Source organism: Pseudooceanicola nitratireducens, assembly GCF_900109195.1.
Taxonomy (GTDB): domain Bacteria; phylum Pseudomonadota; class Alphaproteobacteria; order Rhodobacterales; family Rhodobacteraceae; genus Pseudooceanicola; species Pseudooceanicola nitratireducens.
Map to the genome: position 1 here is coordinate 491,575 of NZ_FNZG01000001.1, position 13,860 is coordinate 505,434.

The window sequence follows — 13,860 nt, forward strand, 5'->3', positions numbered from 1 at the left end:
CACGACAGATATTTTTCCGCCCCCCGGATCGCAAGGTCTATGCAGGACCCAGGCGCGCATCGGGGGCCGCGGCGCAATCGCAGGCACCCCGTTCCTATGCAAGAGCACGAAATTTCGACAAATCCCAAAGCCTCCGAGGCGCATTCGGGGCTTCCGCTGACGGACATGCCCAGCCCGGATCCCGCCACCCTGCGGCTGATCCTGATCACCGTGGCCACGACGCTGTTCCTGGCTTCGACCGGGAACACCATCGTCACCACGGCCTTGCCCAAGATCGTGTCGGACCTGGGCGGGCTTGCGCATATCTCCTGGGTGGTGACGGCCTATCTTCTGGCCTCGACCGTGGGGGCGCCGATCGCGGGCAAGCTGGGCGACATGTACGGCCGCAAGATCGTGCTGCAATCCGCCATCGGTGTCTTCCTCTTTGGCGGGTTGCTGTGCGGCATCGCCCCGACGCTCGAGACGCTGATCGCCGGGCGCTTTGTCCAGGGGCTGGGGGGCGGCGCCTTGATCGTCGTGTCCATGGCGGTCGTGGCGGATGTGCTGCCGCCGCGTGAACGGGGCCGGGCGCAGGGCACCCTGTCCAGCGTCTTCGGCTTTTCCACCGTGGTCGGCCCGCTGATCGGTGGCGCGCTGGTGCAGGCGGTCAGCTGGCACTGGATCTTCTTCGTGAACTTCCCCGTCGGCATCGCGGCCTTCGTGATCCTCAGCCGCACGCTGAAGCCACAGGCGGACCGGGTGCCGCACAAGATGGACTTCGTCGGATCCGCGCTGCTGCTGATCCTGCTGTCGACCTGCGTGCTGATCGCCAACCTCGCGGGTACGGTCTATGCCTGGTCTTCGCTTCCGGTGCTGTTCCTGCTGGTGCTGGCACCGATGGCGCTGGTCGGCTTCATCTCGGCCGAGCGCCGCGCGGCCGAGCCGGTGATGCCGCTGGACCTGTTCCGCATCCGCAACTTCCAGGCGGCCAATTCGGTCAACTTCCTGGTCGGCATGGCGATGTTCGGCACCATCGCCTTCATGCCGATGTTCCTGCAGATCGTGAAACACGTCGACCCGGTGCGCAGCGGTCTTTACCTTGTCGCAATGATGACCGGGCTGATCGGCACGTCCTTCGTGGCCGGGCGCTTCATCTCGGCGACGGGGCGCTACAAGATCCTTCCGACGCTGTCGACGGCGATCCTGACCCTGGGCATGCTGCTGATGACGACGATTGGACCGGACACGCCGATGCCCCTGATCACGCTGTACCTTTTCCTGGTCGGCATCGGCATTGGCCCGACGATGAGCGTGGGCATCGTGTCGATCCAGGCCTCGATCCCGCGCCAGCACCTGGGCGTCGGCACGGCCAGCGCCAACATGTTCCGCCTGATCGGCGGGTCGATCGGCACCTCGGTCTTCGGGGCGATCTTCACCATGGGTCTTGGCACCCATGTGCAGCCGTTGATGCCGCGCGTGCGCGAGGTGCGGGAACTGACGTCGTCGATGGTGGATCAGCTGGATCCCGCGACCCAGGCGGCAGTGCTACAGGGCTTCTCGGATGCGCTGTCGCCGATCTTCATGGTGGGGGCGGCGGTTGCGGCGGTGGCCTGCCTGGCCTCGACCCGGCTGATCGAGATGCCCTTGGGGCCCTCGGCCTCGTCCCCGCGTCGGGGCCAGGAAACCCCGGCGGAATAGGGCGGCACGCGGGCGGCGCGCACGTCAGGGCGCGACAACCGCGCGCCCCGATCCGCCGCAAAAGCCGAAGCGTTACTTCGTGATCTCTTCGTGCTTGACGAACATGTTGCCCCAGGCGCGGTCGATCAGCTCGGGCGTCATCTGGTAGGGGATCCCCTCGAACTCGCAGATCGAGATCATCTGATCGATCAGGAACACCGGCTGATAGTTCGCAAATGTGTTGTTGATCTCGGGGTATTTCTTCTTCAGCAGATGCACCAGCGCGCCTTCGTCCAGCGGCATCTTCCGCTTCCGCGCCACCAGGGCAAAGATCTTCAGGAAGTTTTCCTGGCTCGGCCCGTCGATCTTGATCTTGAAGAAGATCCGGCGCAGCGCGGCCTGGTCGAAGATCTCGTTCGGGTGAAAGTTGGTCGAAAAGATCACCAGCGTGTCGAAGGGCACCTCGAACTTTTCGCCTGATTGCAGCGACAGGATGTCCTTGCCCTCTTCCAGCGGCACGATCCAGCGGTTGATCAGCGCCTGCGGAGGCTCGGCCTGGCGGCCAAGGTCGTCGACAATGAAGACGCCGCCGGTGGCCTTCATCTGCAGCGGTGCCTGATAGGTCCGGGCCACGGCGTTGAAGTTCAGATCCAGCATCGACAGCGACAGCTCGCCCCCAGTGATCACCGTGGGCCGTTCGCAGCGGATATAGCGGCTGTCGAACCGGTTGCCGGACCGGCGCAGCGCCGTGGGGTCGTCCACCTGTTCCTCGACCGCCGTATGCACGATCGGGTCATAGACCGTGATCACCTGGCCGGAATATTCCACCGCGCGCGGCACATAGATCTTGTCGCCAAGCGCATCGCGGATCCCGTTCGAGATCGAGGATTTGCCGTTCCCCGGCGGGCCGTACATCAGGATCGACCGGCCCGAGCTGACGGCGGGCCCGAGGTTCGAAATCAGGTCGTCCGGCAGCACCAGGTGCCCCATGGAGCTGGTCAGCTGATCCCGGGTGATGTTGATGTCGCGGATAGACTGGCGCTTGATCTGCTGCTGGTAGACATGCAGTGGCACCGGCATCGCGCCGAAATATTCGGACTGGGCCAGCGCATCCAGCGCCCGCGCCTTGCCGTTGTCGGTCAGCTGATAGCCCATCTCGCGATCGGCCGTGGCCTTCATCGTCCCCGTCGCCTCAAGCAGCATCTGTTCGCGCGCAAGGTCGACCAGTTCCTGAGTGACATTGGGGGGAAGGCGGACAGCGTCCGAGATCCGAGAGATCTTGTCGACACTTTTGCGGAACATCGTCTTGATCAGGATGTCACGCATCATCACCATCGGAAGATCAAGCTCTTCCAATGTTCGAGGAGGCGGGGGCGCGACCACCGCTGATGAAACCTGCATATTCATGAGCTTCTACTCATTTTCTTCTTCGCAAACAATCATAGCGTGTTTCGAATCACCGGGCTACGAAATTCCTGTGCAACAATCTTTTTCCATTTATACCGTTTAGGAATTCGTAACCGGATCTCGCCCATGTCGCGTCAAATACGTTCAATTCTATTGGCCGCCGGGGCCCTGGCCGCGCTGTATACCTCTTGTTTCCTAATGGCCGGAGGCTTGATCCTGACCGCGCACGAGGCCGACATGATCCATCTGTCGGACATGGTTCTGCGCATGGCAGACGGGCAGGTCCCGCATCGCGATTTCATGACGCCGATCGGCGGTTGGGCGGTGCAGCCCATGGCTCTGCTGTTTCAGGCCGGTCTGGGGCTGGGATCTGCCATGATCTGGGGGCAAGTCTTTGTCGCGCTTGCACTTTTGGCGATTTCCGCCTGGGTGGGTGCCAGTCGGTTGACCTTGGGGCAGTCCTGGGGGCTTTTGATCGCTGTTGCGGGGCTTGGCTTTGGCCTTGTTTCCGGGGGGGATCAGCCGCTTTTGTCGCTGTCTATGCACTACAATCGCTGGTGCTGGGCGGCGGCCACGCTGGTGGTGGTGATGACCTTTGTGACGCCAGATGGCGACAGGTACGCCACCCGCGACGGCGCATTGATCGGGGGGCTGATGGCGGCCATGGCCATGGTCAAGGTGACCTATGCCCTGGCGCTGGCCCTGCCCATCCTTCTGGCACTGTTGCACGCGCGCCGCAGTCGAGCGCTTTGGGCCGCCCTTGCAACCGCGCTTTTCGTGCTTCTGGTGGTCACCCTGTTCGAGGGGCTGGCCTATTGGCGGGCCTATGCAGATGACCTGCTGGCGGTCACCAGGTCTTCGCATCGGGCGATGCCCTCGGCCGGTTGGCGGGCGCTGGTCTTCTCGCCCTCGGGGCTGCCGCTGACGGCACTGATGCTGGCGGCATGGTGGGCGCTGCGCCGGGCGGGGCTGCGGCAGGCGGCGCTGGCACTGGTGGTCTTCTACCCGGCCTTCGTCTTCATCAGCTGGCAGAACTACGGCAACGATCCGCTGTGGCTGGTTGCGGTGGCTTTGGTGCTTTGGTCGCTGTCGGGGCGGGTGGCGGATCCGCTGGCGCGGAAGGTCACCCTGGCTGCGACGCTGGCGGCGGGGGTCATGATCCTGCCGGTCGGGGTCAACATCCTGACCAGCCCTCTGCGCCACGCCATCCTGCCGCAGGACCTGACCCGCCCGATGCTGCCCGACCACGGGGATCTGCGCATGGCCACGGCGCGGGGGCAGGGGGCCTGGATCAGCCGTGCCCTGATCCCCTCGGGTCAAGGCGAACCGACGGTCTTTCAGGGCCAGAGCCTGCCCGATTGCACCCTGACCGGTGGGCTGATTGCCGTGCTGGAACGCGACGGGGCGGCGCTGATGCGTCTGGATCCGGCTCTGGATCGTCAGCCGCTGGTGGCCGATCTGCTATCACCGCATTGGATGTTCGAAGGTCTACGCCCGCTGCGGGGGGCGGCCCCGTGGTACTATGACGGCCTGCCGGGCCTTGCGGATGCCACCCATCTGATGGTGCCGGACTGCCCCGCAGATCCTTCTGCGCGGCGGCACTTCCTGTCCCTGATCGAGGCCCAAGATCTGCGCTTGGCTCCGGCCGGTCAGGCCGAGGGCTTCACGCTATATCGTATTGAGCGGTAAGGGTTTTCAGGAAAACGCCGCCAGCGCGACGTAAAGCGTCAACGCGGTCGACAGCGCCGTGCCCATGGGGAAATCCTTGTCCCGCCGCCAGCTTTCCCAATCCGGGGCCAGCCGGCGCAGCGGCGTGCGTTTGATCACCCGGTGCGTCACGAAAGCCGCCAGCATCGTGGCCGCCAGCAGCATGAACATCAGCCGCAGATCGGCCAGCGCCACGAAGGGCGCGGCGGCCGCCAGGAACTTGGCATCGCCCGCCCCCATGACGCCCATGACCGACAGGGCAAAGCCCAGCACCAGGATCGCCACCAGGTGCAACAGCCGCGGCCCGTAGATGTCGAGAGGCAGGACAAAGGGCCCCAGCACGACAAAGACCCCGGCCAGCAGCAGAACGCTGGCGTTCGGAATGCGCATGCCGCGCAGATCCGTCCAGGAGACGTAAAGCCCGATCAGGGCGACAAAGGGCAGGAACACCCGCGCCGCATCCGGCGCAAGCCCCAGCATCACATCAGCTTTCGAGAGCGCGGAGCGAACGCACAGCGTCTTCGAAATGCTGCGGATGGGTGTCGATCGCCTCGCGCAGCAGCGTCTTGCCGGTCTGCACGTCGCCCTGTTTCACCGCGCTCAGACCAAGCGTGTGCAAAAGCTGCGCCCGTTCGGTCTGTTGCATCGGGATCACCGGCAGCGTGTAGTTGCGCTGTGCCCCCCGCGCGAGAACCAGGTTGTTCTTGGCGGTGAACAGGTCGGGATCCTGCTGGATCGCCTGGGAAAACAGCTTTTCGGCCTCGGCGAAATCGCCGCGCGTCAGCTTGGAATAACCCCAGTTGTTCAGCACGCCGCCGGGGCGGGTCGTCAGACCCACGGCGGTTTCATAGAAGCTGTCGGACTTCTGCCATTCCTTGTTGCTGTCGGCGATCATCGCCTCAAGCCGGTAACGTTTGTAGGTCTCGTGGGTCGGCGGCACGCTGTCCAGCGTTGCATCGGCCTTTTCCCACTGGCTGTCGCGGATCAGCGCATCGGCCAGATCAACGCGGTCTTCATCGGTGGCATCGGGGTGCTTGGACACGCGGGTCCAGGCGGTCACCGCCTCGGTCGGGCGCTTGGCCTTGACCAGGCTTTGCGCCAGGCCGCGCATCACGTCGATCCGGTCGGGATTATCCTCGAGCGTGCGCTGGAAATACAGCACGGCCTCGTTCGGGTCACCGACGGTGAGCATGATGTCGTTGAGATTGCTTTCGTCCACCACGTTCACATCGCGGAAAGCGCGATTGACTTCGGTGTTCTTGGATCCGGTACAGGCGGACAGGGCCAGCGCCCCCGCCAGACAGGAGATCAGAAATCCAGAGTGGCGCATGTGCCTGCGTCCTTTACTGCCGTCGCCCCAATCAAGGTTCCATTTGGCGCAGCCGGTACAGGCTTTGGCCCGATCGAACCAGGTCGAGTTCTTTTTCTATCTCCGGATCATAGACTGTTTCGCTTTGCATTGCGAGTGCCAAGCGCAGATTGTCCCGGATTTCGTCATTTTCCCCATTGGATAGGGCAAATGCGCGACGCAGTATTTCGATGGCCTCGGGCAATTTCCCGGTGTCGAGAAGCACCATTCCGAGGTTGTTCCAGGTTTCGGGCGCGGCATTGTCGAATTCAATCGCCTTGCGCAATTGCTTTTCCGCCTGGCCCAATCGCCCAAGGCCAAGGTTGGCGGCCCCGATGCCGGCGTAGATTTCGCCGGTCATGCCCTGGTCGGCGGCGGCGCGGGTGAAGGCATCCAGCGCCAGTTCGTATTGCTTGGCCTCCAGCAGACGGTTGCCGACGATCAGCCCGTCCACGGCCTCTTTGCGGTGGTCGACGCCGGGGGCATAGCCATTGTCGCCGGTAGGCTGGCTAAGCCCGCCCGCGCAGCCGGGCAGGGTGGCCAGAAGGACAAGGGCGGCACAGGCCGCCCGGATCACTTCACCTGCTCCTTCGCGGATTGCTGGGTGGACTCCGCCGTCATCTCGCCCATCTTGGTGATCCCGAGGATCGAGGGGCCGATCAGGATGATCAGCAGGGGCGGCACGGTCAGCATCATGGTGGCCAGCGTCATCTTGGTGGGCAGCTTGTTGGCCTTTTCCTCGGCCCGCATCACGCGCTTGTCGCGCATTTCCGCGGCATAGACCCGCAGCGCGTCCGCGACCGAGGTGCCGAACTGCGCCGATTGCACCAGCACGGTGACAAAGCTGGCGATGTCCGACACGCCGCAGCGTTCCGCCATGTCGTTCAGCACGTTGCCCTTATCCTTGCCAGCCTTGATTTCATGGCTGACCAGCGCGAATTCATCGGCCAGCGACGGATAGGAGATGCGGATTTCCTCGGACACGCGCAGGATCGCCTGGTCCATGGATTGACCGGCCTCGACGCAGACCAGCAGCATGTCGAGCGCGTCGGGGAAGCCATTGGTGATCTCTTCCTTGCGTTCGGTCATCCGCTTGTTGATCCAGTACTTCGGGATCATGTAGCCGACGCCGCCGGGGCCAAGGATGTAAAGAACCGTCTGCTGCGTGGTCGGATCGTTGCCGGCCATGGTGGCCATGAAATAGATCACCCCGCCCAGCAGGCCGAAGATGCCAAGCGCGAACTGCGCAAAGTGGAAATAGCGAACGGCGTCCTTGTTGCGATACCCCGCCTGGAGCATCTTGACCCGCATCGCCGACATTTCCTTTTCGTCCTGCGGTTCCAGGAACGAGGAATAGCGATCCAGCCGGTTCGACCGTTTCTTCTGACGCAGACGATCCTTGGTGGTCGCGGCCTCGGCCCGACCAGAGTTCTGCTTCAGCTTCTCAAGCGGATCGACCTGCGTGCTCATCAGGAAGGGCAGGGTGCCCAGCACCATCAGCACGCCCAGGCCGCCCACGGCGATCAGGGGGCCAAGTGGTCCCATCAGGTCGGTCAGTATCTGCATCACTGCGTTCATGGTCCCCTCCCGACCCGATCAGACCTTGATGTCCACCAGCTTGCGCATGACGATCAGGTTCACACCCAGGAACGCCGCCACGGCAAAACAGGCCGGAATGAAGAACGGGTGATCCATCACCTCGTCGTAGTAATGCGGATCCATCACGTTGATGGCGACTAGCGCCACGATCGGGAAGGCGGACAGGAACATGCCGGACCACTGCGCCTCGGCGGTGATGGCCTTCACGCGGCGGAACAGGCGAAAGCGGGCGCGGATCACATTGGCCAGGCCGGCCAGGATTTCCGCAAGGTTGCCGCCCGACTGCTGCTGGATCGTCACGGCGACCGCAAGGAACCGCAGATCCTGAAGCCCGATGCGTTCGGCCAGGTCCTTCAGCGCCTCGCCCATGTCGCGGCCATAGGCGTTTTCATCCGCGATCACCCCGAATTCGGATCCAAGCGGATCGGCCACCTCGCGGCTGACGATCTGGATCGCCGACGAGAAGGGGTGCCCCACGCGCAGCGACCGCACCATCAGCTCAACCGCGTCGGGCAGCTGTTCCTCGATCAGGGACATGCGCTTCTTGGCCTTCTGGTTGACCCAGAAATAGATCGCACCGACACCGATCACCGTCGACATCATCACCCGCAGCGGAAGCGAAGTCTGCGTCATGATCGTCAGCACCGAAAAGCCCACGAAGGACAGGCCCGCCATCAGCAGGATCAGCTGCTTGGGCGAAAAGGCGATGGCCGCCTTCTGCGCCTTGTCGGCCAGCAGGGAATACAGCGGCACGCGCTGTGCGGTCATGTGCTGCTGCATCTCCTTGCGCAGCACCTCCAGCACCTCTTCGCGGTTGCCGTTGGTCTTGTCGAGCATCTCGAGACGGCGGTTCACCTTCTTGTTCGAGCTGATCGATTTGCCGAACATCACCAGGTAGATGCCTTCGACCAGCGCAAGCACGCCAACGAAGATCACCACGTAAATGATCGTATCTGGATTAACGGTCATTGGCGTCACTCCACCCGGGTCGGATCAAAGATATGCGGCGGCAGGTCATAGCCCCACATGCGGAAGCGTTCCGAGAAGTTCGAGCGCACGCCGGTTGCCGTGAAATGCCCGATGATCTTGTTGTCGGGCGTCAGGCCGGTGCGCTGGAAGCGGAAGATTTCCTGCATGGAAATCACGTCGCCTTCCATCCCGGTGATTTCCGTGATCGAGGTCATGCGCCGCGTGCCGTCCTGCAGGCGCGAGGCCTGGACGATCAGATGCACGGCCGATGCGATCTGGCTGCGCATCGCCTTCAGCGGCATTTCTATCCCGGACATCGAGATCATGTTCTCCAGACGCGACACGCCATCGCGGGCGCTGTTGGCGTGGATCGTGGTCATGGATCCGTCGTGGCCGGTGTTCATCGCCTGCAGCATGTCGATGACTTCCTCGCCGCGCGTCTCACCGACGATGATCCGGTCGGGGCGCATACGAAGGGCGTTCTTCAGACAGTCGCGCGGCGACACCGCGCCCTTGCCTTCGACGTTCGGCGGGCGGCTTTCCATCCGGCCCACGTGGGTCTGTTGCAGCTGAAGTTCGGCGGTGTCCTCGATCGTCAGGATGCGTTCGGCATCGTCGATGAAGGACGACAGGGCGTTCAGCGTGGTCGTCTTACCCGAACCGGTACCGCCCGAGACGATTACGTTCAGGCGGGTTGCAACCGCGGCTTGCAGATATGCGGCCATCTCTTCGGTGAAAGCGCCGAAATTGACCAGGTCGTCGATGCCCAGCTTGTCTTTTTTGAACTTACGGATCGACACCAGCGATCCGTCGACGGCAATCGGCGGCACCATGGCGTTGAAACGCGACCCGTCCTGCAGGCGGGCGTCGACATAGGGGTTCATCTCGTCCACGCGGCGACCCACGGCCGAGACGATTTTGTCAATGATCCGAAGCAGATGCTTCTCGTCCTTGAAGGTCACGTCGGACAGCTGAAGCTTACCGTTGCGTTCAACGAAGATCTGGTGCGGACCGTTGACCAGAATATCGGAAACGGTGTCGTCCTTCAGCAGGCTTTCCAGCGGGCCAAGGCCTTTGACCTCGTCGTACAGTTCCTGGTTAAGGGTCGTGCGTTCCTCGCGGTTCAGCACGATGCCCTTTTCCTGAAGAACTTCGGTCGCGATCGAGTTGATCTCCAACCGCAATTCCTGTTCCGAGGCATTGTCCAGCGCGGCCAGGTTCAGGTTGTCCAGCAGGGCGCGGTGCAGCTCCAGCTTGATCTCGCCCAGGCGTTCCTTGCGCTTGCGGTTCTTGTCGGCCGCCACGGGGCTGGCCGCAACCTTGGTCGAGGGCTTGCGCATCGTGGCCGCAGCGGGGCGCGGGGCCTCGTTCGAGACCTGCTGCTTGGGGGCGGCTTCGCGAACCGGAGTCGCAGCGCCGGCAGCCCCGCCTGCGGGGCGGGGGGCGGCGGCCGGCTTCGGCCGCGGGGCCGACGCAGCGGCGGGTGCGGCGTCCTTCTTGTAGCGTGAAAACATCCCTGGCCCCCTTTACCCTCTATGCCGCTTCGGCATCCGTGTCCGAAACGCCGACCTCGAAGAGAGACCGGGCAAGTTTCTGGATTTCCTTCCGCATCGGGTTCTTGGCCGAGGTCATGGCCAGAGGCTGACCATGGTCACAGCTTTGCAGAACCTGACGGCCGCCATCGGGCAGCTGCAGTTCAATCGAAATATCAAGGCTTTCCGCCAGGCGCTTCACGCGGCCCTTGCCGTTCAGATCCAGCGACTTCGGCGCGCGGTTCAGCACGTAGCGCAGTTTTTCAACCGGCAGATCCTCGGCCTGGAGCGCACGCTTCAGGCGCTGCGCGTTCTGGGCGGACCGCATGTCCAGCTCCATCAGCGCGAAATATACATGGGCCGCGTTCAGCACGGTTTCCGACCACTGCACCAGGGTCGAGGGCATGTCGATGATGACGAAATCGAAATGCGACCGGGCCATGTCGATCAGCCGGGACACGTCGTCCGAGGTGATCAGGTCCAGCGGCAGCATCTCGGTCGGCGAGGTCAGCACATGGACCTTGCTTTCGAAATCCAGCAGCGCCTGCTTGAAGGCCTCGTCGTCCATCGACTCGGTGTCGGACAGAAGCTCATAGATCGCTTCGCGGCGGGGCAGGTCCAAATAGGTTCCCACGGCGCCAAATTGCAGGTCCAGATCGAGGATGCAGACTTTCGGGGGCTCTTCGCCCTTCTTGACCGACTGGGTCAGTTCCCAGGCCAGGTTGACGGCAAAGGTGGTCGCACCGACGCCACCGGCCAGCCCGTGGGTCACGAAGACCGCGCCTTCCTTGGTGCCCGCCGCCGCCTTGGGGCGGGGCATTTCGGCGGGAAGCTCGGGCTCGGGTTCCTGGATGCGTTCGATCGCCGCGGCCAATTCACCTTCGGGAAGAGGGTAGGGGACGAATTCGTCAGCCCCCTGGCGCAGCAGCTGGTGCAGGGCCGAGGGCGACACGTCTTCCGCGATCAGGATGACCTTGATCGCATTGTCGCGCGCCTGGCGGATGACTTCACCGACCATGCCGATGTTGTCTTCGTCCTCGTGGTCCATCGCGATTGCGATGAATTCCAGCGTCTGGGCTTCGGGTTGGTTGAAGAACATCAAGGCTTCGGCAAAGCCCAGGTCGCCCCAGGTGTCGCCAAGCACGGCCTCCATGTCCTCGATAAGCAGCTCGAACCCATCCGGCTCACGACGGATGGTGCAAGCTACGATCGGCTCTTCGCCGGAGTGTCCAGTCTCTTCCGTAGTCATTGCCTCAAGTCCTGTAGTCACGCGCGTCCGGGTTTTCCGCCCGACGGCCCGGTTTGTCCGGGTTCTGACGCCGGCCCGAGTTATTCGGACCCCTGCTTGACCCCAAAGGTGACCGGAAATCTGGGCAATAGTAGGGCCAAATTCAAATTATTGTGCGGCTCTGGTAAACGATCCGTCACCGCACAACAGAATTAGCCACCGCTGCCCGACGCGGTCAGGTCCGTGCCGGTCAGACCGGTCGGCGGTGCCGCGCTTTCGACATAACCGCGATAGATGACTTCGGCATATTTCCCGTCCAGAATCAGCGGGTTGTTCGCAACGAACCCGGTGACTTCGGTGACCGTGCGGCGGTTCTTGCGTTCCTGCCCCTGGGTGACGATCAGCGGCTGCGTCTCACCCTTGGAGACCAGCGCTTCAAGCCGGTGACGGCTGATGCCATGCGACACGAGGAAGTTGACCACGGCCTGCGCGCGACGCAGCCCCAGGCGGTAGTTGTAGTTGTTCGATCCAACCAGGTCGGTATGGCCGTAGACCTTGAACCGGACCTCGGGGAACTGGGCGATCCAATGCGCCTGCTTCAGCAGGGTCTGGCGCGCCGACGCGTCCAGAACAGCCGAGTTGAAGGCGAAGGTGACCGTGCTGTCGACCTCTTCCGCAAAGCGCTTGGCCAGGTTCAGGACAAAGTCCCGTTCGCCCGACTGCACCAGCGTGTTGTTCATCGTCGCGTTGCCAAAGCCCACGTCGTTGATGCCGCCGGCCTCGGAATAGAAGGACCGGGCGCTTTCCTGCGTGCAGGCCGCGATGGCGGTGATCCCCAGGGACCCTGCCAGGATCAGTTTTGCAAACCGTACCATCACCCTCACTCCATCACGTAGCCATAGGACCCGGTGAAGTCCTGTTTCGCCACTTCCTTGGCTGCGCCGCGCAGCTTGGTGTTGTCCTTGGACGTCTTGCCAAAGAGGAACAGATCCTTCTCGGACGGCGGCCGGAGCCGGTCTGTAGGCAGCGCCAGCGCCTCGCCCCGCGTCGGGGACACAAGATGCGCGGTGATGATGATGACCAGTTCGGATTGTTCGCGCTGGTAATCTGCGCTGCGGAACAGGGCGCCCAGAACCGGGATGTCGCCCAGCCAGGGCACCTGGCTGTTGGTGTCGCGGAAGTCGTCCTGCAGCAGGCCCGCGATGGCAAAGCTGTCGCCGTCGCGCATCTCGACCGTGGTCGAGGTTTCGCGGCGCTTGAAGGCATCGATCCGGAAGGCGTTGAGTTCAAAGCCATTGTTCGGGTCGATGGCCGAAACGGCGGCCTTCAGTTCCAGGTTGATGATGTCCCCATCCACCACGCGAGGGATGAAGTTCAGCTCAACCCCGAAGGGTTTGAATTCGACCGTGACGGTGCTGTTGTCCTGCGCCACCGGCACCGGATATTCGCCGCCCGCCAGGAACTTGGCTTCCTGACCGGAGAGGGCGGTCAGGTTCGGTTCGGCCAGCGTGCGCACGACGCCCTTGGATTCCAGCGCCTCGAGCAGAACGCCGACCTGAACGGCCCCGGCGTTGAAGCCCAGCATGGTCGCGCCGGCATTGGTGTTGGATGCGGGCAGGGTGCCCGCCAGCCCGTTGGCCTGGTTGCCCGCGTTGGAATAGCGGCCGTTGCCGCTGTTCAGGGCCAGGTTGCCCAGCAGGTTGCCATTGGTCGCCAGCGAAGCCGACAGCGATTTCGAGACCGAGCGCTGCATTTCGGCGAAGCGGACCTTCAGCATCACCTGCTGCACGCCGCCGACCGACATCAGGTTCGACACCCGTTCCGGCGCGTAGCGTTCGGCCAGGTCCAGCGCGCGCTGCAGCTTCTGCGGCGACGACACGACACCCGACAGCACGATGCCGTCGTTTGCGGTGCGCACCTCGATCTTCTCGCTTGGCAGGATCTGCCGCAGCCGTTCCTTGAACTCCGAGATGTCGGCCGAAACGACCACATCCACGTTCGAGATCAGCGTGCCCTGCGCATCCAGAAGCGTCAGTGTCGTCGTGCCGGGCTGCTTGCCCAGAACATAGATCGACCGGTCAGACAGGGACGAGATGTCCGCGATCTGCGGGTTGGCGATCGACAGTTCCGCAAAGGGCACGTCGCTTTCCACGACCACCGCGCGGTTGATCGACACCTTCAGCTGGCTATCGGAATTGCGGTTCACGATTGTCAGACGCTCCGCCTGGGCGGGGGTGACAATGCTAGTGGTTGCAAGGGTCAGCCCCAACAGGGCGACCCCAAGAAGTCTTCTATTGCTCATGTGACCTGCCTCTCGGATCACGCCTCGGTTCGGGTCTTTTTGCCCGTAATTGCCGCCATACTGCGGCATTTGCCTTTTTTGTGCAACATTCTTCACGCTTTGCATGGGCGCT

Annotated in this window: 12 protein-coding genes; 2 read left to right on the top strand and 10 right to left on the bottom strand. The window is 63.1% G+C overall.

What is annotated here, in order from left to right; translation table 11 throughout:
- Positions 1-96: 96 nt before the first annotated feature.
- The gene (locus BMX99_RS02330) at positions 97-1,677 is read left to right on the top strand and encodes an MDR family MFS transporter (RefSeq protein ID WP_093446699.1); all 1,581 of its coding nucleotides are present in this window, start codon (positions 97-99) and stop codon (positions 1,675-1,677) included.
- Between the two features lie 72 nt (positions 1,678-1,749).
- Here the strand turns inward: BMX99_RS02330 and BMX99_RS02335 are convergent, their stop codons facing one another.
- A complete protein-coding gene (locus BMX99_RS02335) occupies positions 1,750-3,063 on the bottom strand; it encodes an ATPase (RefSeq protein WP_093446702.1) in 1,314 nt (437 codons plus the stop codon).
- 210 nt (positions 3,064-3,273) lie between these two features.
- On the opposite strand from BMX99_RS02335, the gene BMX99_RS02340 reads away from it, so the two are divergent.
- Positions 3,274-4,752: a hypothetical protein gene (locus BMX99_RS02340; protein WP_093490899.1), complete on the top strand. Its 1,479-nt coding sequence runs from the start codon at positions 3,274-3,276 to the stop codon at positions 4,750-4,752.
- A gap of 6 nt (positions 4,753-4,758) precedes the next feature.
- Here BMX99_RS02340 and BMX99_RS02345 read toward each other — a convergent pair whose 3' ends face one another.
- The 9 genes from BMX99_RS02345 to BMX99_RS02385 all read right to left on the bottom strand — a co-directional run bounded on the left by BMX99_RS02345 (position 4,759) and on the right by BMX99_RS02385 (position 13,748).
- Positions 4,759-5,250: a prepilin peptidase gene (locus BMX99_RS02345; RefSeq protein WP_093446708.1), complete on the bottom strand. Its 492-nt coding sequence runs from the start codon at positions 5,248-5,250 to the stop codon at positions 4,759-4,761.
- A gap of 4 nt (positions 5,251-5,254) precedes the next feature.
- A complete protein-coding gene (locus BMX99_RS02350; RefSeq protein ID WP_093446711.1) occupies positions 5,255-6,100 on the bottom strand; it encodes a tetratricopeptide repeat protein in 846 nt (281 codons plus the stop codon).
- A 31-nt stretch (positions 6,101-6,131) separates the two neighbouring features.
- Positions 6,132-6,695: a tetratricopeptide repeat protein gene (locus tag BMX99_RS02355; RefSeq protein WP_093446714.1), complete on the bottom strand. Its 564-nt coding sequence runs from the start codon at positions 6,693-6,695 to the stop codon at positions 6,132-6,134.
- A complete protein-coding gene (locus tag BMX99_RS02360; RefSeq protein WP_093446716.1) occupies positions 6,692-7,696 on the bottom strand; it encodes a type II secretion system F family protein in 1,005 nt (334 codons plus the stop codon). The genes BMX99_RS02355 and BMX99_RS02360 overlap by 4 nt, the downstream gene beginning before the upstream one ends.
- Positions 7,697-7,714: 18 nt before the next feature.
- Positions 7,715-8,686, bottom strand: coding sequence for a type II secretion system F family protein (locus tag BMX99_RS02365; protein ID WP_093446719.1), 972 nt, complete (start codon positions 8,684-8,686; stop codon positions 7,715-7,717).
- Between the two features lie 5 nt (positions 8,687-8,691).
- Positions 8,692-10,200 carry a CpaF family protein gene (locus tag BMX99_RS02370; RefSeq protein WP_093446722.1) on the bottom strand — a complete coding sequence of 503 codons (1,509 nt, stop codon included), beginning with the start codon at positions 10,198-10,200 and terminating at the stop codon, positions 8,692-8,694.
- Between the two features lie 19 nt (positions 10,201-10,219).
- The gene (locus tag BMX99_RS02375; protein WP_093446725.1) at positions 10,220-11,467 is read right to left on the bottom strand and encodes an AAA family ATPase; all 1,248 of its coding nucleotides are present in this window, start codon (positions 11,465-11,467) and stop codon (positions 10,220-10,222) included.
- A 191-nt stretch (positions 11,468-11,658) separates the two neighbouring features.
- A complete protein-coding gene (locus BMX99_RS02380) occupies positions 11,659-12,321 on the bottom strand; it encodes an OmpA family protein (protein WP_093446728.1) in 663 nt (220 codons plus the stop codon).
- A gap of 5 nt (positions 12,322-12,326) precedes the next feature.
- Positions 12,327-13,748, bottom strand: a complete 1,422-nt coding sequence (locus tag BMX99_RS02385) for a type II and III secretion system protein family protein (protein ID WP_093446731.1) — start codon at positions 13,746-13,748, stop codon at positions 12,327-12,329.
- Between the last annotated feature and the right edge of the window lie 112 nt (positions 13,749-13,860).